The following is a 25154-nucleotide window of genomic DNA, read 5'->3' on the forward strand; positions in this document are numbered from 1 at the left end:
ATGGGACTGCGGCGGGGGGTGCAAGAGGAAAATCGTCAAACCCGGCGAAATTTTCCGGGCCGTTGACAGCTTGGGGCAAAGCGCATGAACCTGCCCGGAAAAGGGTGTGCGCAAGGTGGCGATGGTCGATCATCTTTCGGATTTCGTGCGCGATGCGATGGCGGCCGGCCATGACGCGGCGCGAATCCGCGCGGCGCTTGGCCAGGCGGGCTGGACCGGGCCTGAGATCGACCAGGCCCTGTCCGCCTGGGATCCGGGCGGCGACCTGCCTCCGGTGCCGCGCCCGCGGCCATATGTCTCGGCGCGCGAGGCCATGCTTTACGCGCTGCTGATGATCGCCCTGGTGCTGGTCTGCTATCATGTCCTGGGGCTGGGGTTTCAGGTCATAGACCGAGTTTTTCCCGATCTGGTGGACAGGGGGCTGCGCGACAGCGGGTCGATGCGGTTTTCCATCGCCGCTCTCATCGCCTTTCTGCCGCTGTTCGTGGTGCTGGACGCGCGGATGGCGCGCCGCGACATCGGCTCTGATCCCCGGCGCCGGTCGCAGGCGCGCCGGATCTTCGCCTCGATCACGGTGCTGGCGGCTGCCCTGGTGTTGCTGGGGGACGTGGTGGCGGCCGTCCATGCGTTCCTGTCGGGCGATCTGACGCCGCGCCTTGCGGCCAAGCTGGCCTTGGTCGCGCTGACCGGGCTGCTGGTCGCCGCCTGTTACCGCGAGGATCTGGATGGCTAGGCGGTGGGCGGTCCAGGGGTTGACGGTGCTTGGCGTGACGGTGTTGGCGGCGGGGCTGGTCGCCACCGGTGGGCCTGGACAGGGCCGGGCAGAAAGGCGCGACCAGACGCGGGACAACGACCTGGCCCAGATCCAGTCGCTGCTCGACTGCAAGGCGCAACAGGCGGGGCATGTCGTGATCGATCCGACCCCGACCGAGGCTTGCCCGATGACCCCCCGCCTGGCCGATCCCTTTACCGCCGCACCCTATCGGGTCGAGCTTGTGGCCCCGGACAGCATCCGCCTTTGTGCAGGCTTCGAACTGCCGGTGGAAATGTCCCTGCGCGACGAGGCCGGATGCAGAGTGTGGCGGATAGAGCTTCGCTAGACCGTCATTCCGCGGCCCGCACCCGCGCCTGCGCCAGCATCGGCGCCAGATAGCGGCCGGTATGGCTTTCGGCGACCTTGGCCACGTCCTCGGGCGTGCCGGTGGCGACGATGCGCCCGCCGCCGTCGCCGCCTTCGGGACCGATGTCGATGATCCAGTCGGCGGTCTTGATGACATCCAGATTGTGTTCGATCACCACGACCGTGTTGCCCTCATCGACCAGATGGTGCAGCACCTCCAGCAGCTTGCGCACATCCTCGAAATGCAGGCCGGTGGTGGGTTCGTCCAGGATATACAGGGTCTTTCCGGTGGACTGGCGGGCCAGTTCCTTGGCCAGCTTGACTCGCTGCGCCTCGCCGCCCGACAGGGTGGTGGCCTGCTGGCCGACCTTCACGTAACCAAGGCCCACCTGCATCAGCGCGTCCATCTTGTTGCGGATCGCGGGCACGGCCTTGAAGAACTCCTGCCCCTCCTCGATGGTCATGTCCAGCACGTCGGCGATGGACTTGCCCTTGAACTGGACCTCCAGCGTCTCGCGGTTGTAGCGCTTGCCCTTGCAGGTCTCGCAGGTGACATAGACATCGGGCAGGAAATGCATCTCGATCTTGATGACGCCGTCGCCCTGGCAGGCCTCGCAGCGGCCGCCCTTGACGTTGAAGCTGAACCGGCCGGGCTTATATCCGCGCGCCTTGGATTCCGGCAGGCCCGCATACCAGTCGCGGATTGGGGTATAGGCGCCGGTATAGGTGGCCGGGTTCGACCGCGGCGTGCGGCCGATGGGCCGCTGGTCGATGTCGATCACCTTGTCCAGATGCTCCAGCCCCTTGATCGTCTCGCAGGGGGCGGGGGTCTGGCGGGCGCCGTTCAGGCGCAGGCTTGCGGTCTTGAACAGCGTCTCGATGGTCAGCGTGGACTTGCCGCCGCCCGACACGCCGGTCACGCAGACGAACTTGCCCAGCGGGAATTCCGCCGTCACCTCCTTGAGGTTGTTGCCGGTAGCCTTGACCACGGTCAGCGTCTTGCCGTTGCCCTTGCGGCGTTCGTTCGGCACCGCGATGCCGCGCGCGCCCGACAGGTATTGCCCGGTCAGGCTGGCAGGATCGGCGGCGATCTGGTCAGGCGTGCCCTGGCTGACCACGGTGCCGCCATGAACGCCCGCGCCCGGTCCCATGTCGAAGACATAGTCCGCATGGCGGATCGCATCCTCGTCATGTTCGACCACGATCACCGAATTGCCCTGGTCGCGCAGTCCCTTCAGCGTGTCCAGCAGCCGATCGTTGTCGCGCTGATGCAGGCCGATGCTGGGTTCGTCCAGCACATACAGAACACCCGTCAGCCCGGACCCGATCTGCGAGGCCAGGCGGATCCGCTGGCTTTCGCCGCCCGACAGCGTGCCCGCCGCCCGGCTCAGCGTCAGATAGTCCAGGCCCACATTCACCAGGAAACCCAACCGTTCGCGGATTTCCTTGAAGATCGCCACGGCGATTTCGTTCTTCTGCCTGGACAGGTGCTTGGGCGCGGCCTCGATCCAGGCCAGGGCCTCGCGGATCGACAGTTCCACCACCTCGCCGATATGGTTTCCGGCGATCTTCACCGCCAGGGCCTCTGGCTTCAGGCGATAGCCGTGGCAGGCGCCGCAGGGACGGTTGTTCTGATACCGCTCGAACTCCTCGCGCACCCAGGCGCTGTCGGATTCGCGCAGGCGGCGTTCCATGTTGGGAATCACGCCCTCGAACACGCGGGTGACGTTATAGACGCGTCCGGCATCGTCGAAGCGGAAGGCGATCTCCTCGGCCCCCGATCCGTGCAGGAACATGCGCTGCACGTCGGCGGGCAGATCCTTCCAGGGGGTCTTCTTGTCAAAGCCGTAATGCCTGGCCAGCGCGTTGATCGTCTGGGTCAGATAGGCCGATTTCGACTTGGCCCAGGGGGCGATGGCGCCCTTGTCCACGGACAGGGCGGCGTCCGGCACCACCAGCCGTTCGTCGAAGAACAGTTCCGCCCCAAGCCCGTCGCAGACCGGGCAGGCGCCCAGGGGCGCGTTGAAGCTGAACAGGCGCGGCTCGATGTCCGGGATGGTGAAGCCGCTGACCGGGCAGGCGAAATTCTCGCTGAAGGTGGTGCGTTGGGGATCGCCCTCACCCTCGGCGGCGGCGGTTTCCACGATGGCGATGCCGTCCGCCAGATCCAGGGCGGTGCGCAGCGAATCGGCCAGCCGCGTCTCCAACCCCTCGCGCACGACGATGCGGTCCACCACCACGTCGATGTCGTGGCGGAACTTCTTGTCCAGGATGGGCGGCTCGTCCAGATCATGGAACTGGCCGTTCACCTTGACGCGCTGGAAGCCCTGCTTGCGAAGCTCCAGGAATTCCTTCTTGTATTCGCCCTTGCGGTCGCGGATGATCGGGGCCAGCAGATAGGCGCGGGTGCCCTCGGGCATCTCCATGATCCGGTCGACCATGTCCTGCACCTGCTGCGCCTCGATCGGCAGGCCGGTTGCGGGGGAATAGGGCGTGCCCGCGCGGGCGAACAGCAGCCGCAGATAGTCATAGATTTCCGTGACCGTGCCCACCGTGGACCGGGGGTTCTTCGAGGTGGTCTTCTGTTCGATGCTGATCGCGGGGGACAATCCGCTGATATGGTCCACATCGGGCTTGCCCATCATGTCCAGGAACTGGCGCGCATAGGCCGACAGGCTTTCGACATAGCGGCGCTGCCCTTCGGCATAGATGGTGTCGAAGGCCAAGGACGACTTGCCCGAACCCGACAATCCGGTGATCACCACCAGCTTGTCGCGCGGGATGTCCATGTCCACGCCCTTCAGGTTATGCTCGCGCGCGCCGCGAACTTCGATGAACTTCTGTTCCATGGACCGTCCCTGTCAGCCAAGCGCATCAGATAGTGACCTCGTCGCAAAAAGCAACCGCAGAATAAGAACATCAAGCGAACACGACCCCGCGTAACCTTTTTGTTGCGGTCGGTCCACCGTGCGGCTTGCGCTGCGCTGCGGCATCGCTAGTCTCGCGCGCAACTTCGAAGGGGACCGCGCGATGTTTCAGAAGATCCTTGTTGCGAACCGTGGCGAGATTGCGATCCGCGTCCTGCGGGCGGCGAATGAGCTGGGCAAGCGGACGGTCGCGGTCTATGCCGAGGAGGACAAGCTGGGGCTGCACCGCTTCAAGGCGGACGAGGCGTATCGGATCGGTGCGGGGCTGGGGCCGGTGGCGGCCTATCTGTCGATCCCCGAGATCATCCGGGTGGCCAGGGAAAGCGGCGCGGATGCGATCCATCCGGGCTATGGGCTGCTGTCCGAGAATCCCGATTTCGTGGATGCCTGCGTCGCCGCCGGGATCGCCTTCATCGGCCCGCGCGCCGAGACGATGCGGGCGCTTGGCGACAAGGCCTCGGCCCGGCGGGTGGCGATTGCGGCAGGCGTGCCGGTGATCCCCGCGACCGAGGTGCTGGGCGAGGATTTCGAGGCGATCAAGGCCGATGCCGAGGCGGTCGGCTATCCCTTGATGCTGAAGGCGTCCTGGGGCGGCGGCGGGCGCGGGATGCGGCCGATCAACGGCCCCGAGGAACTGGTCGAGAAGGTCCGCGAGGGCCGCCGCGAGGCCGAGGCCGCCTTCGGCAATGGCGAGGGCTATCTGGAAAAGATGATCCTGCGCGCCCGCCATGTCGAGGTGCAGCTTCTGGGCGACACGCATGGCGGGCTCTATCACCTCTATGAACGCGACTGCACCGTGCAGCGCCGCAACCAGAAGGTCGTGGAACGCGCCCCCGCGCCCTATCTGACCGAGGAACAGCGGGCCGAGGTCTGCGAGCTGGCGCTGAGGATCGGCCGGGCGGTCGGCTATCAGAACGCGGGGACCGTCGAGTTCCTGATGGATATGGACAGCGAAGCGTTCTACTTCATCGAGGTGAACCCGCGCGTCCAGGTGGAACATACCGTGACCGAGGAGGTCACCGGCATCGACATCGTGCAAAGCCAGATCAGGATCGCCGAGGGCGCGACGCTGGCCGAGGCGACCGGCGTGCCCAGCCAGGACAAGATCACCCTGTCGGGCCACGCGCTGCAATGCCGGGTGACGACCGAGGATCCGCTGAACAACTTCATCCCCGATTACGGCCGGATCACCGCCTATCGCAGCGCCACCGGCAACGGCATCCGGCTGGACGGCGGCACCGCCTATTCGGGCGGCGTGATCACGCGCTATTACGATTCGCTGCTGGTCAAGGTCACGGCCTGGGCGCAGACCCCCGAAGGGGCGATCCGGCGCATGGACCGCGCCTTGCGCGAGTTCCGGGTGCGGGGGGTCAGCACGAATATCGACTTCGTGATCAACCTGCTGAAGCACCCGACCTTCCTGGATGACACCTATACGACCAAGTTCATCGACACCACGCCCGAGCTGTTCCAGTTCGACAGGCGCCAGGACCGGGCCACCAAGATCCTGACCTATCTGGCCGATATCAGCGTGAACGGCCATCCCGAGACGGCGGGCCGCGCCACGCCGCCCGCGCAAGGACGCCCGCCGGTGCCGCCCGCGCCCGCAAAGGATAGGGGGGCCGATCCCGCCCCCGGCACAAGGCAATTGCTGGAGGAGAAGGGCGCGCAGGCCGTGGCCGACTGGATGGCCGCCCAGACGCGGCTGCTGGTCACCGACACCACCATGCGCGACGGGCATCAGTCGCTGCTGGCGACCCGGATGCGGTCGATCGACATGATCCGCGTGGCGCCCAGCTATGCCGCCAACCTGCCGCAACTGTTCAGCGTCGAATGCTGGGGGGGCGCGACCTTCGACGTGGCCTATCGCTTCCTGCAGGAATGCCCCTGGCAGCGGCTGCGCGACATCCGCGCGCATATGCCGAACCTGATGACGCAGATGCTGCTGCGGGCCTCGAACGGCGTCGGCTATACCAACTATCCCGACAACGTGGTCCAATCCTTCGTGCGCCAGGCGGCCGGGACCGGCGTCGACGTGTTCCGGGTCTTCGACAGCCTCAACTGGGTTGAAAACATGCGCGTCGCCATGGATGCGGTGATCGAGACCGGCAAGATCTGCGAGGGCACGGTCTGCTATACCGGCGACATGCTGGACCCGGACCGGTCCAAATACGACCTGGCCTATTACGTCAGGACCGCGCAGGAGTTGAAGGCCGCGGGCGCGCATGTGCTGGGGCTGAAGGACATGGCGGGCCTGCTGAAGCCCGCCGCCGCGCGCGTGCTGATCCGCGCGCTCAAGGACGAGGTCGGGCTGCCGGTGCATTTCCACACCCACGACACCTCGGGCCTGGCCGGGGCGACGATCCTGGCCGCCGCCGAGGCGGGCGTCGATGCGGTCGATGCGGCGATGGACGCGTTCAGTGGTGGCACCTCTCAGCCCTGCCTTGGGTCGATCGTGGCGGCGCTGAAAGGCACCGACCGCGACACCGGCCTGGATATCGGCGCGATCCGCCAGATCAGCAACTACTGGGAACGGGTGCGCGAGCAATACGCGGCCTTCGAGAGCGGCCTGCAAGCGCCCGCCTCGGAAGTCTATCTGCACGAGATGCCGGGCGGCCAGTTCACCAATCTCAAGGCCCAGGCGCGCAGCATGGGGCTGGAGGATCGCTGGCACGAGGTGGCCCAGGCCTATGCCGACGTGAACCGGATGTTCGGCGACATCGTCAAGGTCACGCCGTCCTCGAAGGTGGTGGGCGACATGGCGCTGATGATGGTCGCCCAGCATCTGACGCCCGCGCAGGTGCTGGACCCGGGCGTCGAGGTCAGCTTCCCCGATTCGGTCGTCGACATGATGAAGGGCAATCTGGGCCAGCCCCCCGGCGGCTGGCCCGAGGCGCTGCAACGCAAGGTGCTGAAGGGCGAGGCCCCCATCACCGACCGCCCCGGCGCGCATCTGCCCCCCGTCGATCTGGAGGCCGCCCGCGCGACGCTCTCCGAGGATCTGGGCGTCGAGATTGACGGCGAGGATCTGAACGGCTGGCTGATGTATCCCAAGGTCTTTTCCGACTACATGGCGCGGCATCAGATCTATGGCCCGGTGCGCACCCTGCCGACGCGGAACTTCTTCTACGGCATGGAGCTGGGCGACGAGATCAGCGTCGAGATCGACCCCGGCAAGACGCTGGAGGTGCGCTTCCTGACCATCGGCGAGACCGACGAGAAGGGCGAGGTGAAGGTCTTCTTCGAGCTGAACGGCCAGCCCCGCCAGGTTCGCGTCCCGAACCGCAAGGCCGCGGCGACCGCCGCCGCGCGCCCCAAGGCCGATCCGGCGAATGCGGGTCATATCGGCGCTCCGATGCCGGGCGTGGTGGCCTCGGTCGCGGCGACAGTGGGGGCCAAGGTCCACCAGGGCGACCTGCTTCTGACCATCGAGGCGATGAAGATGGAAACCGGCCTCCACGCCGACCGCGACGGAACCGTGAAAGCCATCCACGTCAGACCCGGCGAACAGATCGACGCAAAGGATCTGCTGGTCGAGGTGGAATGACCCGCCGCCGCAGCCCTTACAGCAGGGTCGCGGCGACCAGCACCCACAGGGTCAGCGCCGTGCCAGTGGCCAGGGCGTAGAGCCCGTTCCAGACCATCCCGGCATGGCGCGCCTCGACCCCGCCCAGCTTGCCGACCAGCAGCACGGATGCCGTGAAGGGCGAGGTATTGCCGCTGATCGCCCAGCCGCCGGTGATCGCCAGGACCATGGCCGTGGGATGGATGCCAAGCGCCGCAGGCGAGGGCAGCAGCGGCACCAGCAGCGACACGGCCAGGATCGGGTTCATGCCGATCTGGCCGGTCAGCGGGATGACCCAGACCAGGGCCGCCAGGATCAGCAGCGGCGGGATCGCCGACAGGTCCGGGCCATGCGCCTGCATGACCGGCACCAGAAGCCAGCTTCCCAGGCTGCCGATGAAGCCCGCCATGAACAGCAGGATGATCTCTCCGCTATAGCCCGCCAGTTCCCGCATGGCGAACTGGCCGATGCGGGCGGCGAGGGTGGCGATGCGCCCGCCCGGCAGCGGCGGCAGGATCAGGATCCAGGCCATGGCGATCAGCGGCACGACCGTCATCACGGCGCCTGTCACCTCCACGCCGGCCGCGACATGCAGCGCCAGGGTGCTGCCCACGACGATGCCCAGCAGCACCAGCAAGGGGCGCAGGCGCAGCAGCCAGCTATCGCTTTCCACCGCGCGCGGCGGGGGCGGGGCAGAGAGTTGCGGCTTGAGGATCGTGTCCAGCAGCCAGCCGATGCCGATCATCAGGACCGAACTGACCAGGCAGAAGGCGACGGCTTTCGGCCAGGACGCGCCGGGGACGACCGTCATCGCCACGGCGATCGACAGCCCCATCGGCGACCAGCACAGCGTCGAGGCAAAGCCCCGCTGAATCGCCACCAACATCCGGCGCAACCGGTGGCGGCGCAGTTCCCCGTCCGCTTCCCGCGCGGTGCTTTCAGCGGCCAGCGATCCCAGCAGAGAGATCGAGCCATAGAGCAGGATCAGCCCGAACAGATGCCCGCCGACCGTCAGCGCCAGATAGCGGCGGCCGGGCGGCTGGCGCGCCAGAAACCGCCCGCATTCCAGAATCGCCTGTGATCCGATGGCCGCGCTGCGCAGCGCCGACAACGCCGTGAACAGCGCGATGATGAAGCCGCCGCGCGTCAGGGCGGTCAGGATCGCCTCCTGCCACCCCTGGCGAGTCGCGGCCGCCCAGGCGATCAGCCCGATCCCAACCGCCACGAAGGCCAGCCGCGACAGGCTTGCAGAGGCGGAAAACAGCGCCAGCGCCGCGACCAGCAGCGCCGCCGCGACGACCTCGGACCACCGGCCCGCCCCGTATTGATGCGGGATGGTCGCCAAAAGCGCGAGGGCGATCAGGATGCCGCCGATCCGGGCGCTTTTGTGGGGCATGGCAGGGATCCGTCGTCAGGGTCGCCCTGCCATAGATCCGCCTTGCACGATACGCAATTCGTCAGCCGCCCCCAGTCAGCCGCCCCCCAGTCAGCCACCCACAGTCAGCCATCCACAGGCGCCCCCGGTCAGCCGCCCGCCACGAAGGGCAGGCGATAGCCGATCGCCTCGGCCAGATGAGGGGGGCGAACGGCGGCGGAACCGGCCAGGTCGGCGATGGTGCGCGCGGTGCGCAGGATGCGGTGATAGCCTCGCGCGGTCAGGCCCAGGCGTTCGGATGCCTTCAGGATCAGCGCCCGGCCTTCGTCATCCGGCGCGGCGATCTGGTCCAGCAGACTGCCCGAGGCCTCGGCATTCACGCGCACCTGCGGATGGTCGCGGAAGCGCGCCGCCTGCACGTCGCGCGCCGCCGCCACCCGCGCCGCGATCTGGACCGAGGTATCGCCGCCCGAGGGCAGTTCCAGGTCCATGAAGCCGACCGCCGGAACCTCCAGCCGCAGGTCGAATCGGTCCATCAGCGGACCCGAGATCTTGCCGATATAGTCCGACCCGCAGGTCGGCGCGCGCGAACAGGCGCGGCTTGCATCGGCGAGATAGCCGCAGCGGCAGGGGTTGGCGGCGGCGATCAGCAGGAATCGGCAGGGATAGCGGATATGGGCATTGGCGCGGGCCACCACGACCTCGCCCGTCTCGATGGGCTGGCGCAGGGTTTCCAGCACCTGCCGGGGAAATTCCGGGAATTCGTCCATGAACAGCACGCCGTTATGGGCCAGGCTGATCTCGCCCGGTTTCGCACCCCGCCCGCCCCCGACGATGGCGGCCATCGACGCGGTGTGGTGCGGTTCGCGGAAGGGCGCGCGACGGGATATGCCGCCGTCATCCAGCGTGCCCGCCAGCGAATGGATCATGGAGGTCTCCAGCGCCTCGGCCGCGCCAAGGGGCGGCATCAGGCCGGGCAGGCGGGCGGCCAGCATCGACTTGCCCGCGCCGGGCGGGCCGACCATCAGCAGGTGGTGCCGCCCGGCGGCGGCGATTTCCAATGCGCGCTTCGCGCGTTCCTGGCCCTTCACCTCGGACAGGCAACCGCCTGTGATGGCGCGGTCGATCATGCCGGGCGTGGCGCGGGCGATGGGGGCGCGGTCGGTCAGGTGGTCGATCACCTCGCGCAGCGTGGCGGGGGCCAGCACCGGCACCGCATCGACCCAGGCGGCTTCCGGGCCGCAGGCGCGGGGGCAGATCAGGGCGCGTTCATCCTCGGCCGCGGCCATGGCGGCGGGCAGGGCGCCCGCGACGCCGACCAGCCGCCCGTCAAGCGCCAGTTCCCCCAAGGCCACGCAGCGCGACAGTTCCTCGGACGGGATGATCTCCAGCGCGGCCAGGATCGCCAGCGCGATGGGCAGGTCGAAATGCGAGCCTTCCTTGGGCATGTCGGCGGGGGACAGGTTCACCGTCAGCCGCCGGTTCGGCATGGCGATGGACAGCGACCCGAAGGCGGCCTTGACGCGCTCGCGCGCCTCGCTGACGGCCTTGTCGGGCAGGCCGACGATGGCGAAACCGGGCAGGCCCGCCGCGACGGAACACTGAACCTCGACCAGCCGCGCCTCGATCCCCTCGAAGGCGACCGAATAGGCGATGGCGACCATGGAAACCCCCTTCAATCCCGCCGATGGTTAACGGGATCGGTTTAAGGAAAGGTTAACGGGGGTCCGATTGCTTGCGACGCGGGGGCCGGGGGGCTATGTGTCTGATGCGTATCGCCAAGGGGGCAAGATGAACGGCAAGCGTATCCTGCTGATCGTGGGCGGCGGCATCGCGGCGATGAAGGTGCCCCAGCTGATCCGCCTGATCCGGGCCGAGGGCGCGGCCGTCACGCCGGTCCTGACCCAGGCCGGCGCGCAGTTCACCACGGCGATGACCGTATCCGTCCTGGCCGGGGAAGCCGCGCATGAGGGCCTGTGGGACATCGCCTCCGAGGCCGAGATCGGCCATATCCAGCTGTCGCGCAATGCCGATCTGTTGGTCGTGGCCCCCGCGACCGCCGATCTGCTGGCCAAGATGGCGCATGGGCTGGCCGACGACCTGGCCTCGACCCTGCTGCTGGCGACCGACAAGCGGGTGCTGGTCGCGCCCGCGATGAACGTGCGGATGTGGCACCACCCGGCGACGCAGCGCAACCTGCGGACCCTGCGCGACGACGGCATCCTGTTCGTCGGCCCCGAGGACGGCGACATGGCCTGTGGCGAATTCGGCACCGGCCGCATGTCCGAGCCCGAGGCCATCGTCGCCGCGATCCGCGAGGAACTGTCACCCGTCGCGCCGCTGAAGCTGTTGCCGGAATCGCAGGTGCGGTCGGGCGCGCTGTCGGGGCGGCATGTGATCGTCACGTCAGGCCCGACGCATGAGCCGATCGACCCGGTGCGATACATCGCCAACCGCTCCTCGGGCGCGCAGGGGACGGCGATTGCCGCCGCGCTGCGCGACATGGGCGCGCGGGTCAGCTTTGTCACCGGCCCGGCCGAGGTGGCCCCGCCCGAGGGGGTGACGGTGATCCGCGTCCAGACCGCCGGGCAGATGCGCGACGCGGTGGAGGCCGCGCTGCCCGCCGATGCGGCGGTGATGGCGGCGGCGGTGGCCGACTGGCGGATCAGGAATTCATCGGCCAGGAAGATGAAGAAGGACGGATCGGGCAAGCCTCTGTCGCTGGAGATGACCGAGAATCCCGATATCCTGGCCTGGGTCAGCCAGCCCGGCGCGCGCCGTCCCCGGCTGGTGGTGGGCTTTGCCGCCGAAACCAACGATGTCGTCGCCCATGCCACCGACAAGCGGCTGCGCAAGGGCTGCGACTGGATCGTGGCCAATGATGTCAGCGAGGGCACCGGCATCATGGGCGGGTCCGAAAACGCCGTGACCGTCATCACCGAGGACGGACCCGAGGAATGGCCGCGCATGGCCAAGGACGCCGTGGCCCGCAAGCTGGCCCAGAAGATCGCCGGAGTGATCGGATGAGAACCTATCTGGACTGGAACGCCACCACCCCGCTGCGCCCCGAGGTGAAGGCCGCGATGCGCGAGGCGATGGAGATCGTCGGAAACCCGTCCTCGGTCCATACCGAGGGGCGCGAGGCCAAGATGGCGATGGAGCGCGCGCGCGAACAGGTGGCGGCGGCCCTGGGCGCGGAAGGCGCGGACGTGATCTTCACATCCGGCACGACCGAGGCTGCGGCAATGGTGCTGGCGGACCGTGGCGTTCATTGCGCGCCGGTCGAACACAGCGCCGTCAAGGTCTGGTGCGAACAGGATCTGGCGGTGGACGGGGACGGGATCGTCTCGGTGCCCGATCCGGCGCGCGCGTCCTTGCAACTGGCGAACAACGAAACCGGCGTGATCCAGGACTTGCCGCAGGGGCTGGCCTCCAGCGACCTGACCCAGGCGTTCGGAAAAATCCCCTTTGCCTTCAACTGGCTGGGCGTCACGGCGGGCTTTGTCAGCGCCCACAAGCTGGGCGGTCCCAAGGGCATCGGCGCGCTGATCGTGAAGCGCGGCACCGACATTCCGGCGCTGATCCGGGGCGGGGGGCAGGAACAGGGCCGCCGCGGCGGGACCGAGAACCTGATCGGCATCCTGGGATTCGCCGCCGCCGCCGCCGCCGCGCAACGGGATCTTGACGCCGGGCTGTGGGATCAGGTCGCCGAACGCCGCGATGCGCTGGAGGAGCGGCTGCTGGCTGCCGCGCCGGGCGCAATGATTGCCGGAAAGGGCGCGAAACGCTTGCCGAACACGACCTGCCTTCTTACATCGGGCTGGAAGGGGGAGACCCAGGTCATGCAGATGGATCTGGCGGGCTTTGCGATATCAGCCGGGTCGGCCTGTTCCTCGGGCAAGGTTCGGGCCAGCGGCGTTTTGCAGGCCATGGGTTTCGACGACAGGGCCGCGCAATCGGCAATTCGGATATCCATAAGCCCGGCTGTGGGCGACGATCAGGTGAACCGATTTGCGCAAGTGTGGGAAAGCGCGTATTCACGCTGGCGCGACAGGACTGGCTAGGCGACCGCCCGGCCCATGGAAGGACAAAGGATGAACGAGATCACCGATCTTGAGGTGCGCGAGGGCGTCGACCGCGAAACGGTCGAGACCGTGCAGAACATGGGCAGCTATAAATACGGCTGGGACACCGAGATCGAGATGGACTATGCCCCCAAGGGGCTGTCCGAGGATATCGTCCGCCTGATCTCGCAGAAGAACGGCGAGCCGGAATGGATGCTGGACTGGCGGCTGGAAGCCTATCGCCGCTGGCTGACCATGACGGAACCGAAATGGGCGATGCTGAACTATCCGGTCATCGACTATCAGGACCAGTATTACTATGCCCGCCCGAAAAGCATGGAGGTGAAGCCCAAGTCGCTGGACGAGGTGGATCCCAAGCTGCTGGCGACCTATGAAAAGCTGGGTATTCCGCTGAAAGAGCAGATGATCCTGGCCGGGGTCGAGGGCGCCGACGAAGCCCCCGTCGAGGGCCGCCGCGTGGCCGTTGATGCGGTTTTCGACAGCGTGTCGGTGGGCACGACCTTCAAGGAGGAGCTTGCCAGGGCCGGCGTGATCTTCTGTTCCATCAGCGAGGCGATCCGCGAACATCCCGACCTGGTGAAGAAATACCTGGGCAGCGTCGTGCCGCAGTCGGACAACTATTTCGCGACGCTGAACAGCGCGGTGTTTTCCGACGGATCCTTCGTCTATGTCCCCAAGGGCGTGCGCTGCCCGATGGAACTGTCCACCTATTTCCGCATCAACGCGGAAAACACCGGCCAGTTCGAACGCACGCTTATCATTGCGGATCAAGGATCTTACGTCAGCTATCTCGAAGGCTGCACGGCGCCCAAACGCGACACGAACCAGCTTCACGCGGCGGTGGTCGAGATCGTCATCCTGCAAGACGCCGAGGTCAAGTATTCGACCGTCCAGAACTGGTATCCGGGCGATGAGGAAGGCCGGGGCGGCATCTACAACTTCGTCACCAAGCGCGCCGATTGCCGCGAGGCCCGCGCCAAGGTGATGTGGACGCAGGTGGAAACCGGCAGCGCGATCACCTGGAAATACCCCTCCTGCATCCTGCGCGGCGACGAATCGCAGGGCGAGTTCTATTCCATCGCCATCGCCAACAACTTCCAGCAGGCCGATACCGGGACCAAGATGATCCATCTTGGCAGGAACACCCGGTCGCGGATCGTTTCCAAGGGGATTTCGGCGGGGCAGGCGCAGAACACCTATCGCGGTCTGGTGTCGATGCACCCGCGCGCGACCAACAGCCGCAACTATACCCAATGCGACAGCCTGCTGATCGGCGACAAATGCGGCGCCCATACCGTGCCCTATATCGAGGTGAAGAACACCAGCAGCCGCGTCGAACACGAGGCGACGACCAGCAAGGTCGATGACGACCAGTTGTTCTATTGCCGGTCGCGCGGCATGGACGAGGAAGAGGCGGTGGCCCTGGTGGTGAACGGCTTCTGCCGCGAGGTCTTGCAGGCCCTGCCGATGGAATTCGCCATGGAGGCGCAGTCGCTGGTCGCCATTTCGCTGGAAGGCTCGGTCGGCTGAGGCCGCGAAGGGATTTGATGATGGTGCCGGACCGCTGGCACCGCCACCACCATCTGATGAGGAAAAGATGCTGAAAATCGACAACCTGCATGTGAAACTTGAGGCGGAGGACAAGCAGATCCTGAAGGGTCTGTCGCTGGAGATTCCCGCCGGTCAGGTTCATGCGATCATGGGACCGAACGGGTCGGGCAAATCCACGCTGTCCTATGTCCTGTCGGGCCGCGACGGCTATGAGGTGACCGAAGGCACCGCCACGCTGGACGGCGAAAGCCTGCTGGACATGGAGCCCGAGGAACGCGCCGCCGCCGGGCTGTTCCTCGCCTTCCAGTATCCGGTCGAGATCCCCGGCGTTGGCAACATGACCTTCCTGCGCACCGCCGTGAACGCGCAACGCAAGGCGCGCGGGCAGGAGGAACTGTCCTCGGGCGAGTTCCTGAAGATCGTGCGCGCCAAGGCCGCCGAATTGCAGATCAGCCCGGACATGCTGAAGCGCCCGGTCAATGTCGGCTTCTCGGGCGGGGAAAAGAAGCGCAACGAGATCCTGCAAATGGCCATGCTGGAGCCGCGCATGTGCATCATGGACGAGACCGATTCGGGTCTTGACGTGGATGCGATGCGGCTGGTCTCGGACGGGGTGAACGCGCTGCGCTCGCCCGACCGCAGCTTCCTGGTCATCACCCATTATCAGCGGCTGCTGAACCACATCCAGCCGGACGTGGTCCATATCATGGCCGATGGCCGGATCGTCAAATCGGGCGGTCCCGCACTGGCCTTGCAGGTCGAGGAAGAAGGTTATGGCGACCTGCTGGCGGAGGCCCGCTGATGGCGGACGCGGCAGTCAGGACCAAGGACCAGACCCCGACCGTCGAGGGATCGCCGAGGCCCGCCAACGCGCTTGACGCGCGGATGGCGGTGCTGACCCTGCCGCAGGGCGGGTTCACGGCGGCGGCGCGCCGGGACGCGCTGGCGCGGTTGCGCGAGATGGGCTTGCCCGGTCCGCGCGACGAATACTGGCGCTATACCGATCCGCGCGCCTTCAACGCGCCGGTTCCGCAACCCATCCCGCTGCTGGACAAAGAGGCGGATTCGCCGCTGTTCGGTGACCGCGACCGGTTGAAGCTGGTTTTCGTGGACGGGCGCTTCGACGCCGCCGCCTCGGACGACCTGGCGCTGGAAGGGATTCAGATCGAGACACTGGCCCATGCCGACACCCGGCCGGACCACTGGGCGGCCGATCTGTATGGCAGGCTGGAAACGGCGGGCCAGACCCCGGTGCGCCGCCCCTTCGCCGCGCTGAACACGGCCGCGGCAGCGGACGGGGTGCTGATCCGCGTCACATCCTCGCCCGCGCGCCCGGTTCATGTGATCCACCGCCGCGCGTCCGAGGATGCCGATGTCGCCTGGCACCACGTCATCCGGGTCGAGGAGGGCGCCGAACTGACCTTCCTGGAAACCGGCATGGTGGGCGCGCGCTCCAACGGCGTGATCGAGGCCGATCTGCGCCCCGGCGCCCGGCTGCACCACATCACCGCCAAGCGCGCCGGGCATCAGAAGCTGGGCCTGTCGCATCTGTTCGCCCGCGTGGCCGAAGGCGCGCTGTTCAAAAGCTTCGGCCTGTCGGTCAACGGCACGCTGATGCGGCACGAGGCGGTGATCGACATCGCGGGCGACGACGCGGTGGCCCATATCGCCGCGGCCGTGCTGGGCGACGGCAATGTCGGGTCGTTCCATCACGACGACACCGTCTTCATCACCCACGGGGCCGAACGCTGCGAAAGCCGCCAGGTCTTCAAGAAGGTGCTGAAGAACGGGGCCGAGGGCGTGTTCCAGGGCAAGATCCTGGTCAAGCCGGGCGCCCAGAAGACCGACGGCTACCAGATCAGCCAGGCGCTGCTGCTGGACGAACGCAGCCAGTTCCTGGCCAAGCCGGAACTGGAAATCTACGCGGATGACGTGAAATGCTCGCACGGTTCCACGACCGGCGCCATCGACGAGGAGGCGCTATTCTATCTGCGCTCTCGCGGGGTGCCCTACGGGCGGGCCATCGTGTTCCTGGTGCTGTCCTTCCTGGCCGACGCGCTTGAGGAGATCGAGGACGAGGATCTGCGGGCCGAGATCAACGACCGGCTGGAAGCATGGCTGACCCTTCACGCCACGCAATGAGCAGGGGGGGCATCGTCCCCCGCGTGCTGCAAAGCTGGGTGGCCCCGCGCCGGGTGGTGCGGGGCCTTTCCGACATGCCGGAACGGGTCAAGCTGGCGGTCCTGATGGCGGCGATGCTGATCTTCCTGATCGCGCAGGCGCCCGCCAACGCGCGGCTGGCGCAGATCGACCCCTCGGTCCCGTTCCAGGCGCGGATGGGCGGCGCGCTGCTGGCGGTGATGTTCATGATGCCGATCCTGGGCTATGCCCTGGCGGGGCTGGTCGCGGCCCTGTCGCGGCTGACCCCGTGGCGGCTGACGCCCGAGGATTCGCGCCTGGCGCTGTTCTGGGCGCTGCTGGCGGTCGCGCCCGCGATGCTGCTGGCCGGGCTGGTCGCGGGACTGGTGGGGCAGGGACCGGGCCTGACCCTGGTCCGCGCCGTCTGCGGCCTTGGTTTTCTGATGATCTGGGGCGCCGGCCTTTCGGCGCTGGCGAGGGAAGCATGAGTTTCGACGACGTCAAGGCCCTGGTCGGTTTGTCGTTCCGGGATCCGCAGGCAGCGGCCCATGCGCTGATGGCGCAGGGCTGGCCGGTCTCGGCGCGCTGGATGGCGCTGATCGTGGCAGTCTCGGTTTCCGCGCTGCTGACCTCGCTTGCGGCGATGCTGGTCAACGGCCCTGACCCGGACGGAACCCAGGTCGTGATGCTCAGCCGTCAGCCGATGGCGCTGGCCGCCATGCAGCTTGTCGCCATCGTGCTGGCGGCCGGGCTGATGTCGGGCGTCGGCCGCCTGTTCGGCGGCCACGGCCGGTTCGAGGACGCGCTGCTGCTGACCGTCTGGATCGAGGTTCTGCTGCTGCTGATCCAGGTCGTCCAACTGGTCCTGTCCCTGGTCCTGCCCGGCGTGGCGGGCCTGCTGGGCCTGGCCGCCATCGCGCTGTTCCTGTGGCTGACGGTGCAGTTCACCAAGGCGCTGCATGGGTTCCGCAACAGCGCCAAGGTCGCTTTGGGCCTGATCGGCACCGCCTTCGTGGCGGGTTTCGTCCTGTCGCTGATCGCGGCCGCCCTGGGTATCCTGCCGGAGATAGCGCAATGAGCTTTGATGTCGATCGTGTCCGCGCCGATTTCCCGATCCTGTCGCGGCAGGTGAACAACCGCCTGCTGGTTTATCTGGACAGCGGCGCCAGCGCCCAGAAGCCCCGCCAGGTGATCGAGGCGATCACCCGCGCCTATGAGGGCGAATATGCCAATGTCCATCGCGGCCTGCATTTCCTGTCGAACCTCGCGACCGACAATTACGAACGCGTCCGCGCCATCATCGCCCGCTTCCTGAACGCCCCGCATGAAGACGAGGTGATCTTCACCAGCGGCTCGACCGAGGGGATCAACCTGGTCAGCTATGGCTGGGCCGCGCCCCGGTTCCAGCCGGGGGACGAGATCGTGCTGACGGTGCTGGAACACCATGCCAATATCGTCCCCTGGCATTTCCTGCGCGAACGCCAGGGCGTGGTGCTGAAATGGGTCGAACCCGAACCCGACGGGTCGCTGCCGCCGGAAAAGGTTCTGGCCGCCGTGGGACCGAAGACCAGGCTGATCGCCGTCACGCATATGTCCAACGTCACCGGCACCATCGTTGACGTCGGGGCGATTGCGCGGGCGACCCATGTGCCGGTGCTGGCGGACGGGTCGCAGGCGGCGGTCCACATGCCGGTCGATCTGGCGGCCCTTGGCGTGGATTTCTACTGCATCACCGGCCACAAGCTCTATGGCCCCTCGGGATCCGGCGCGATGTGGATCCGGCGCGAGCGGCAGGCCGAGATGCGTCCCTTCATGGGCGGCGGCGACATGATCCGCACGGTGACGCGGGACGCCATCGACTATGCCGATCCGCCCCTGCGCTTCGAGGCGGGAACCCCCGGCATCGTCAACCAGATCGGCCTGGGCGCGGCTTTGGAATACCTGATGGATCTGGGGATGGAGAACATCGCCGCCCATGAACGGACCCTGCGCGACTATGCCCGCGACCGGCTGCGCAGCCTCAACTGGCTGGCCGTCCAGGGCGATGCGCCGGACAAGGGTGCGATCTTTTCGATGACCATGCAGGGCGCCCATGCCCATGACCTGTCCACCATCCTCGACAAGCGCGGCATCGCCGTGCGCGCGGGCAGTCACTGCGCCATGCCGCTGATGGAGTTCTTCGGAATCACCGCCAGCGCGCGGGCCTCCTTCGCGATGTATAACACCAGGCAGGAAGTGGACGCTCTGGTCGAAGGATTGAGCTTTTGCCGAGAGCTTTTCGCCTGAATCTTGCAAAGTTTTGAATGGCTGCCGAAGATCGTGCGATAATCCTTGCCCGATCCGAGTGACTCTGCATCCCTGACTGAAACTTGGTCAGGGGAAGGACATGGCAGAGATTCTGGTTCTGGGTGCAGGCATGGTCGGCGTCACGACCGGGTTGGCTTTGCAGGCGCGCGGTCATCAGGTGACCATCGTCGAACGCGGCGTGCCGGGGCGGGAAACCAGCTATGGCAATGCCGGCCTGATCCAGACCGAGGCGGTCGAACCCTATGCCATGCCGCTGGCCCCCGGCGCGCTGATCCAGATCGCGCTCGGCCGGGGCTATGACGTGAAATGGAACGTCGGCGGCCTGCTGTCGCAACTGAACGCCGTCTGGACCTATGCGATCAACTCGCTGCCTTCGGGTCACCGCCGCGCGACGCTGGTTTGGGGCAAGATGATCCGGCAATCGACCGACCGCCATGCGCCGCTGATCGACGCGGCGGGCGCCGACAACATCATCCGCCGCGACGGCTATATCGAGGTCCATCGGACCCCCGCGCGGATGGAAAAGGCCCGTGTCACCGCCAAGCGGTTCCTGGACGAATTCGGGGTCGAGGCGCGGCTGATGGACGGCCGCGCCCTGCGCGCCCTGGAACCGGCGATCAAGATCGAGGTCGAGGGCGCGACCCATTGGGCGGACGCCTGGACCTGTTCCGATCCCGGCGGGCTGGTCGCGGCCTATGCGGCGCTGTTCGAACGCCGGGGCGGGCGGATCGTCAACGCCGACGCGGGCGATCTGCATCGCGCGGGCAACGGCTGGAAGGTGGACGAGCATAGCGGCGAACATGCCGTCGTGGCGCTCGGCCCCTGGTCGCCGATGCTGCTGCAACGCTTCGGCCTGACGGTGCCGATGGTCTTCAAGCGCGGCTATCACCGCCATTACCACATGCAGACGCCGCCCAACCATCCGATCGCGGATTTCGGCAACTCGGTGGTGATGTCGCCGATGCGGCGCGGATTGCGGATCGCCACGGCGGCCGAACTGACCAGCCATCCCCGCCTGACGCCGCCGCAGCTGAAGCATGGCGAAAAGGCCGCGCGCGAGCTGTTCGACATCGGTTCCCCGGTCGAGGCCGAACCCTGGACCGGCCGCCGCCCCTGCATCCCCGACATGCTGCCGGTGATCGGCCGGGTGCCCGACCAGCCGAACCTCTGGGCGCATTTCGGCCACGGCCATCAGGGCTTCACGCTGGGTCCGGTCACCGCGGAAATCCTGGCTGATGAATTGGACGGTAAGCAGGGCTGGGCCGAATTGCAGCCCGCCCGCTTCAAGCGGTAGTTTCTTCTTCACGCAAATATCCTCGGGGGTGAATTGGCCGCAGGCCAAGAGGGGGCGCGAGCGCCCCCTTGCTGCCGCAATCGGTCAGCACTGCCGGTTGACATTCGCGTGCGGCGACACACTTTGGAAGTCTGCCGAAAAGGACGCCCGATGGGTCACAACAACACCAACGCCCCGACCACGCGCTTTGCCGAGGTCACCCGCCCCAAGCTGGAAGGCGGGCGGCGCTTCGTCCTCAGGACCGAGTTTGAGCCCGCGGGCGACCAGCCGACCGCCATCGTCGAACTGACCGATGGCGTGCAGGCGGGCGAACGCGACCAGGTGCTGCTGGGCGCGACCGGCACCGGCAAGACCTTCACCATGGCCAAGGTGATCGAGGCGACGCAGCGCCCCGCGATCATCCTGGCCCCGAACAAGACGCTGGCCGCCCAGCTTTACGGCGAGTTCAAGGGCTTCTTCCCCGACAACGCGGTCGAATATTTCGTCAGCTACTACGACTATTACCAGCCCGAGGCCTATGTGCCGCGATCCGACACCTATATCGAGAAGGAAAGCCAGATCAACGAGGCCATCGACCGGATGCGCCACTCGGCCACGCGCGCGCTGCTGGAACGCGACGACGTGATCATCGTCGCCTCGGTCAGCTGCATCTATGGCATCGGCTCGGTCGAGACCTATTCGGCGATGACCCAGGACATGGTCGTGGGCGACAGCTATGACCAGCGGGAATTCCTGTCCCAGCTTGTGGCCCAGCAATATCGCCGACTGGACGCAGCCTTTCAGCGCGGCGGTTTCCGGGTGCGCGGCGACCTGGTCGAGGTCTGGCCCGCCCACCTGGAAGACCGCGCCTGGCGCTTCGACTTCTTCGGGAACGAGCTTGAGGCGATCACCGAATTCGATCCTCTGACCGGCCAGAAGACCGACAATTTCCGCCAGATCCGCATCTATGCCAACAGCCACTATGTCACGCCCCGCCCGACGCTTCAGCAGGCGATCAAAGGCATCAAGGCGGAACTTCAGGGGCGGCTGAAGCAACTGGTCGATGAGGGCAAGCTGCTGGAAGCCCAGCGGCTGGAACAGCGCACCAATTTCGATCTTGAGATGCTGGAGGCCACCGGCGTCTGCAACGGCATCGAGAACTATTCCCGCTATCTGACCGGTCGCGCGCCGGGCGAGCCGCCCCCCACGCTGTTCGAATTCATCCCCGACAACGCCATCGTCTTCGCCGACGAATCCCATATCAGCGTGCCGCAGATCGGCGGCATGTATCGCGGCGACTTCCGGCGCAAGTTCACGCTGGCCGAACATGGCTTCCGCCTGCCAAGCTGCATGGACAACCGACCCCTGAAATTCGAGGAATGGGACGCGATGCGGCCGCAATCGGTCTTCGTGTCGGCCACGCCCGCGCAATGGGAGTTGGACCAGACCGGCGGCGTCTTCACCGAACAGGTCATCCGCCCGACCGGCCTTCTGGACCCCGAGATCGAGATCCGCCCGGTCGAGATGCAGGTGGACGACCTGCTGGACGAGATCCGCCGCGTCAGCGCCGCCGGGCTGCGGACCCTGGTCACGACGCTCACCAAGCGCATGGCCGAGGATCTGACCGAATATTTCCACGAACAGGGCATCCGCATCCGCTATATGCACAGCGACATTGACACGATCGAACGCATCGAGATCCTGCGCGACCTGCGGCTGGGCACCTTCGACGTGCTGGTCGGCATCAACCTGCTGCGCGAGGGGCTGGATATTCCCGAATGCGGGCTGGTGGCGATCCTGGACGCGGACAAGGAGGGTTTCCTGCGGTCCGAAACCTCGCTGATCCAGACCATCGGCCGGGCGGCGCGCAACGCCGATGGCCGCGTCATCATGTATGCCGACCGCATCACCGGCAGCATGGAACGCGCGATGGCCGAAACCGAACGCCGCCGCGCCAAGCAGATGGCCTATAACGAGGCGCATGGCATCACGCCCCAGACCGTGCGCAAGAATGTCGAGGATGTTCTGGCGGGCCTGTGGCAGGGCGACACCGACCAGTCGCGCGTGACGGCGAAGATCGACAAGCCGATGGTCGGGGCCAACCTGGCCGCCCATCTCGACGCCCTGCGCGCGCAGATGCGCAAGGCCGCCGAGAACCTGGAATTCGAGGAAGCCGCCCGGATCCGCGACGAGGTAAAGCGCCTGGAAGCCGTGGAACTGGCCGTCGCCGACGATCCGCTGGCGCGCCAGTCCGTGATCGAGGAGGCGGCCGAGGATGCCGTCAAGGCCTCGGGCCGGTCCACGGCGGGCCGGGCGGGACAGCGCGGCGGCAACAAGCGGTCCAAGCGGCGGCGATAGGGCCCGGACCGCTGCCTCCATTCACGACTTCGTGCGAATCATGGTCCGTGTTACGGTGTCCGGGCAGACTGGTCGGTTTGCTTTGGTTTGGTTAACGATACTGGGGGGTACCGCACGATGTACATCAAGCGAATGACGACCGCCTTCTTTGTGATGGCGGCGACTCCTGCGCTGTCCGCCACGATGCATGTTCACGATTCGAACGGTATGCTGGGCACGGTTGATACGACGACCGGCGCGGTGTCCGTCATCGGCGACATGGGCGTGGTGATGACCGACATTGCCTTCGATCCGACAGGCAATCTTTATGGGATGAGCTTCACGGCTCTCTACCGCATCAATCCCGGCACCGGGGCCAGCACCCTGATCGGAACCCATGGGATCAACGGTGGAAACGCCCTTGTCTTCGGTGTTGACGGCACGCTGTATGGGGCGGGGAATACGACGACCAATCTTTACACGCTGAATACGACGACCGGGGCGGGAAGCTCGCTTGGCTCCATCGGATTCTTTTCGGGCGGCGATCTGGCCTTTGTGGGAAGCGATTTCTATCTCGCTTCCAGCGCGAACCAGCTGGTCAAGATCGACCTGGCAAATCCGGGCGGCACGGCGGCCATCGGTCCTTTCGGCGTCGGCAACGTCTTCGGGCTGGCGACGGCGCCCGATGGCAAGCTGTACGGCGTGGCTGGCACCTCGATCTATGAGGTGGACGTGACGACCGGGCTTGCGACAAACCGGCTGTCTTTCGCCGGTCACGGCCTGGGGGCGGCCTATGGGCAGAGCTTCTATACGGAATCCGGCGCCGAGCCTGCGCCCGTCCCGGTCCCGCCCGCAGGGGTGCTGCTGGCGGGGGGGCTTGTGCTGCTGGGAAGGGCCGGGCGGCGCGGCAGGGCCTTGTCCTGACTGTCCGCGACATGAACCACGGGCCGCGGCATCCGCTGCGGCCCGTGCTTTTTCAGGCCAAGGCCGCACCGACGCCTGCTGCTGAACCGCCGCCTTGTGCAGGCGCCGGTCGACGCCATCGACTACGTGATCACCCACGAGCTCTGCCATGTGGCCGAGCCACATCACGGCGCCGCATTCTTTGAGCTACTTGACAAGGTGATGCCCGATTGGGAGCGGCGGAAGCAGAGGTTGGAACGGGCCATGGCCCGAGAACTTCCGAACCCGGTCGCGGCAGACGCAAACGCGACCCCAATCCAAGTAATTTCAGGGCCGGGATTTTTCTTTGTTCCGACAAGCACTTATAGGAAATTCACCAAATCTGCGCAGTCATGAGGTCTGGAGAATACGGGCCCTGAGAGACCGCTTCCGAGCCCCTTGGCGCTGAGGCCAGTGCTCAGCCCCTTCCGTATAACCCTCGAAAACAACGGAAAAATCCGGCCGTAGCCGGATCGGGAGAACGTTTTCGCGAGGGCAAGTGGCGGAGGGGATGGGTCTGATATCCAACCTTCTCTGCTTCTTTGCCATCGCTGGCCGTCACAGGGAAAGACGGACCGCTGCCGTCTCCTACCAGTAGAGGCCGAAGCTTCGGAAGCGGGGCGCCGTCTTCGGCGCACGAAACCTGTCGCTCGGAAAGTCTGCGAGGGGCGGGATCGGGGCCGTCCTGCGCGCGGCCAGTTCGCGGAGCCTGCGGATCCGGCTGTCGGTCGGCGGATGCGTCCGAAGCAGCGATGGATCGGGCATCCGCCTCCCGGGAAGCAGGATCTCTTCCCAGAAGCGGCCGAGCTGACGGTCGAGCTTGCGCAACGCGCGAACGAGGCCTTCCGGGTCGCCGGTCAGCTCGGCCGCGGCCCGGTCGGCATCATATTCGCGGGTCCGAGACAGGCCAAGCTGGACAAGCGTCATCAGGGTGGGGGCAAGGATGAGCAGCAGCACGATGTGCCAGGGCACATGGACGGCGCCGACAAGGACAAGGGGCAGGTTGAGGATCAGCAGGAACTGTCCGATCCAGCTTGCCAGAGACACGAGCCTCGACATTACATCCGCCAGCCCCATGAGCCAGAGATCGCGATTGGCGACATGGCCGACCTCGTGGGCCAGCACACCGGCCAGTTCGCGCCCGTCAAGTAGCCCGAGCAGCCCGTCGGTGACGCAGATCGCGCTGTCCTCGGGGCTGCCCATGGCGAAGGCGTTGGGCAGGGAGCTCGGCACGCGATAGAGCGCGGGGATGCGCGGCAGGCCGGCGCGGCGCGCCAGTTCGGCGAGGGTGGCGACGAGGCCCGGCGCCTCACGTGCGGTCAGGCGCTGCGCCCGGTAGGCCGACATCAGCATCCGCCGCGAGAGGTCGGGCGCGAACGCGAGGCCCAGGAGCATGCCGAGCGCCGCGAGGAGACCGGCCTGCGCACCGAGGACCGCAGTCACCGATACCCAGGCGATGGCCGCCATGAGGGTCAGCAGAAGCGCAGACTGGACAAGGTTCAACAGCCGGTGCCGGATCAGCATGGTCGTCAT

General features: G+C 66.7%; 19 protein-coding genes. 15 read left to right on the plus strand and 4 right to left on the minus strand.

The features are described from left to right. The first annotated feature begins 121 nt into the window (after positions 1 to 121). The gene (locus PXD02_RS05570) at positions 122 to 733 is read left to right on the plus strand and encodes a DUF5671 domain-containing protein (RefSeq protein ID WP_275105918.1); all 612 of its coding nucleotides are present in this window, start codon (positions 122 to 124) and stop codon (positions 731 to 733) included. Then, entirely contained in the window at positions 726 to 1100 is a 375-nt protein-coding gene (locus PXD02_RS05575) for a hypothetical protein (RefSeq protein ID WP_275105919.1), read from the plus strand. The genes PXD02_RS05570 and PXD02_RS05575 overlap by 8 nt, the downstream gene beginning before the upstream one ends. A gap of 4 nt (positions 1101 to 1104) precedes the next feature. On the opposite strand, the gene uvrA is transcribed toward PXD02_RS05575, so the two are convergent. Beyond that, positions 1105 to 3969: an excinuclease ABC subunit UvrA gene (gene uvrA, locus PXD02_RS05580; protein ID WP_275105920.1), complete on the minus strand. Its 2865-nt coding sequence runs from the start codon at positions 3967 to 3969 to the stop codon at positions 1105 to 1107. Between the two features lie 181 nt (positions 3970 to 4150). Here uvrA and pyc point away from each other — a divergent pair, with 181 nt between their 5' ends. Next, positions 4151 to 7594: a pyruvate carboxylase gene (gene pyc, locus PXD02_RS05585; protein WP_275105921.1), complete on the plus strand. Its 3444-nt coding sequence runs from the start codon at positions 4151 to 4153 to the stop codon at positions 7592 to 7594. Between the two features lie 16 nt (positions 7595 to 7610). Here the strand turns inward: pyc and PXD02_RS05590 are convergent, their stop codons facing one another. Next, entirely contained in the window at positions 7611 to 9008 is a 1398-nt protein-coding gene (locus PXD02_RS05590; protein ID WP_275105922.1) for a hypothetical protein, read from the minus strand. Between the two features lie 128 nt (positions 9009 to 9136). Next, entirely contained in the window at positions 9137 to 10651 is a 1515-nt protein-coding gene (locus PXD02_RS05595) for a YifB family Mg chelatase-like AAA ATPase (RefSeq protein ID WP_275105923.1), read from the minus strand. Positions 10652 to 10778: 127 nt separating this feature from the next. Between PXD02_RS05595 and coaBC the strand changes: the two genes are divergently transcribed. The 12 genes from coaBC (at position 10779) to PXD02_RS05655 (ending at position 23978) form a co-directional block, all read left to right on the plus strand. Further along, positions 10779 to 12014, plus strand: coding sequence for a bifunctional phosphopantothenoylcysteine decarboxylase/phosphopantothenate--cysteine ligase CoaBC (coaBC, locus tag PXD02_RS05600; RefSeq protein ID WP_275105924.1), 1236 nt, complete (start codon positions 10779 to 10781; stop codon positions 12012 to 12014). After that, a complete protein-coding gene (locus tag PXD02_RS05605) occupies positions 12011 to 13051 on the plus strand; it encodes a cysteine desulfurase family protein (RefSeq protein ID WP_275105925.1) in 1041 nt (346 codons plus the stop codon). Before coaBC ends, PXD02_RS05605 begins: the two co-directional genes overlap by 4 nt. Before the next feature lie 30 nt (positions 13052 to 13081). Beyond that, a complete protein-coding gene (gene sufB / locus PXD02_RS05610) occupies positions 13082 to 14602 on the plus strand; it encodes a Fe-S cluster assembly protein SufB (protein ID WP_275105926.1) in 1521 nt (506 codons plus the stop codon). Positions 14603 to 14669: 67 nt separating this feature from the next. Continuing rightward, complete coding sequence (sufC, locus tag PXD02_RS05615; RefSeq protein WP_275105927.1) at positions 14670 to 15425, plus strand: Fe-S cluster assembly ATPase SufC; 756 nt, start codon at positions 14670 to 14672, stop codon at positions 15423 to 15425. Further along, entirely contained in the window at positions 15425 to 16765 is a 1341-nt protein-coding gene (locus tag PXD02_RS05620) for a SufB/SufD family protein (RefSeq protein WP_275105928.1), read from the plus strand. The genes sufC and PXD02_RS05620 overlap by 1 nt, the downstream gene beginning before the upstream one ends. Beyond that, positions 16762 to 17250, plus strand: a complete 489-nt coding sequence (locus PXD02_RS05625; RefSeq protein ID WP_275105929.1) for a hypothetical protein — start codon at positions 16762 to 16764, stop codon at positions 17248 to 17250. The genes PXD02_RS05620 and PXD02_RS05625 overlap by 4 nt, the downstream gene beginning before the upstream one ends. Further along, positions 17247 to 17840: a Yip1 family protein gene (locus PXD02_RS05630; protein ID WP_275105930.1), complete on the plus strand. Its 594-nt coding sequence runs from the start codon at positions 17247 to 17249 to the stop codon at positions 17838 to 17840. Before PXD02_RS05625 ends, PXD02_RS05630 begins: the two co-directional genes overlap by 4 nt. Then, positions 17837 to 19048: a cysteine desulfurase gene (locus PXD02_RS05635; protein ID WP_275105931.1), complete on the plus strand. Its 1212-nt coding sequence runs from the start codon at positions 17837 to 17839 to the stop codon at positions 19046 to 19048. Before PXD02_RS05630 ends, PXD02_RS05635 begins: the two co-directional genes overlap by 4 nt. Positions 19049 to 19148: 100 nt before the next feature. Next, a complete protein-coding gene (locus PXD02_RS05640) occupies positions 19149 to 20363 on the plus strand; it encodes an NAD(P)/FAD-dependent oxidoreductase (RefSeq protein ID WP_275105932.1) in 1215 nt (404 codons plus the stop codon). Positions 20364 to 20513: 150 nt separating this feature from the next. After that, complete coding sequence (gene uvrB / locus PXD02_RS05645) at positions 20514 to 22700, plus strand: excinuclease ABC subunit UvrB (RefSeq protein ID WP_275105933.1); 2187 nt, start codon at positions 20514 to 20516, stop codon at positions 22698 to 22700. Positions 22701 to 22817: 117 nt separating this feature from the next. Next, positions 22818 to 23603, plus strand: a complete 786-nt coding sequence (locus tag PXD02_RS05650) for an NHL repeat-containing protein (protein ID WP_275105934.1) — start codon at positions 22818 to 22820, stop codon at positions 23601 to 23603. 75 nt (positions 23604 to 23678) lie between these two features. Continuing rightward, positions 23679 to 23978, plus strand: coding sequence for a M48 metallopeptidase family protein (locus PXD02_RS05655; protein WP_473092071.1), 300 nt, complete (start codon positions 23679 to 23681; stop codon positions 23976 to 23978). A 231-nt stretch (positions 23979 to 24209) separates the two neighbouring features. On the opposite strand, the gene PXD02_RS05660 is transcribed toward PXD02_RS05655, so the two are convergent. Continuing rightward, a complete protein-coding gene (locus tag PXD02_RS05660; protein WP_144863645.1) occupies positions 24210 to 25154 on the minus strand; it encodes a zinc metalloprotease HtpX in 945 nt (314 codons plus the stop codon).

The sequence above is a fragment of the Paracoccus sp. S3-43 genome (genome assembly GCF_029027965.1).
In the GTDB taxonomy this organism is placed as follows: domain Bacteria; phylum Pseudomonadota; class Alphaproteobacteria; order Rhodobacterales; family Rhodobacteraceae; genus Paracoccus.

Excerpts from the sequence above, each read along its gene's own strand:
- PXD02_RS05630 (WP_275105930.1), top strand. The coding sequence starts at position 17,247 with ATGAGTTTCGACGACGTCAAGGCCCTGGTCGGTTTGTCGTTCCGGGAT.
- uvrA (WP_275105920.1), bottom strand. The coding sequence starts at position 3,969 with ATGGAACAGAAGTTCATCGAAGTTCGCGGCGCGCGCGAGCATAACCTG.
- PXD02_RS05605 (WP_275105925.1), top strand. The coding sequence starts at position 12,011 with ATGAGAACCTATCTGGACTGGAACGCCACCACCCCGCTGCGCCCCGAG.
- pyc (WP_275105921.1), top strand. The coding sequence starts at position 4,151 with ATGTTTCAGAAGATCCTTGTTGCGAACCGTGGCGAGATTGCGATCCGC.
- PXD02_RS05575 (WP_275105919.1), top strand. The coding sequence starts at position 726 with ATGGCTAGGCGGTGGGCGGTCCAGGGGTTGACGGTGCTTGGCGTGACG.
- PXD02_RS05635 (WP_275105931.1), top strand. The coding sequence starts at position 17,837 with ATGAGCTTTGATGTCGATCGTGTCCGCGCCGATTTCCCGATCCTGTCG.
- PXD02_RS05595 (WP_275105923.1), bottom strand. The coding sequence starts at position 10,651 with ATGGTCGCCATCGCCTATTCGGTCGCCTTCGAGGGGATCGAGGCGCGG.
- PXD02_RS05650 (WP_275105934.1), top strand. The coding sequence starts at position 22,818 with ATGTACATCAAGCGAATGACGACCGCCTTCTTTGTGATGGCGGCGACT.
- coaBC (WP_275105924.1), top strand. The coding sequence starts at position 10,779 with ATGAACGGCAAGCGTATCCTGCTGATCGTGGGCGGCGGCATCGCGGCG.
- PXD02_RS05590 (WP_275105922.1), bottom strand. The coding sequence starts at position 9,008 with ATGCCCCACAAAAGCGCCCGGATCGGCGGCATCCTGATCGCCCTCGCG.
- uvrB (WP_275105933.1), top strand. The coding sequence starts at position 20,514 with ATGGGTCACAACAACACCAACGCCCCGACCACGCGCTTTGCCGAGGTC.
- sufC (WP_275105927.1), top strand. The coding sequence starts at position 14,670 with ATGCTGAAAATCGACAACCTGCATGTGAAACTTGAGGCGGAGGACAAG.
- PXD02_RS05570 (WP_275105918.1), top strand. The coding sequence starts at position 122 with ATGGTCGATCATCTTTCGGATTTCGTGCGCGATGCGATGGCGGCCGGC.
- PXD02_RS05660 (WP_144863645.1), bottom strand. The coding sequence starts at position 25,154 with ATGACGACCATGCTGATCCGGCACCGGCTGTTGAACCTTGTCCAGTCT.
- PXD02_RS05640 (WP_275105932.1), top strand. The coding sequence starts at position 19,149 with ATGGCAGAGATTCTGGTTCTGGGTGCAGGCATGGTCGGCGTCACGACC.
- sufB (WP_275105926.1), top strand. The coding sequence starts at position 13,082 with ATGAACGAGATCACCGATCTTGAGGTGCGCGAGGGCGTCGACCGCGAA.
- PXD02_RS05620 (WP_275105928.1), top strand. The coding sequence starts at position 15,425 with ATGGCGGACGCGGCAGTCAGGACCAAGGACCAGACCCCGACCGTCGAG.
- PXD02_RS05625 (WP_275105929.1), top strand. The coding sequence starts at position 16,762 with ATGAGCAGGGGGGGCATCGTCCCCCGCGTGCTGCAAAGCTGGGTGGCC.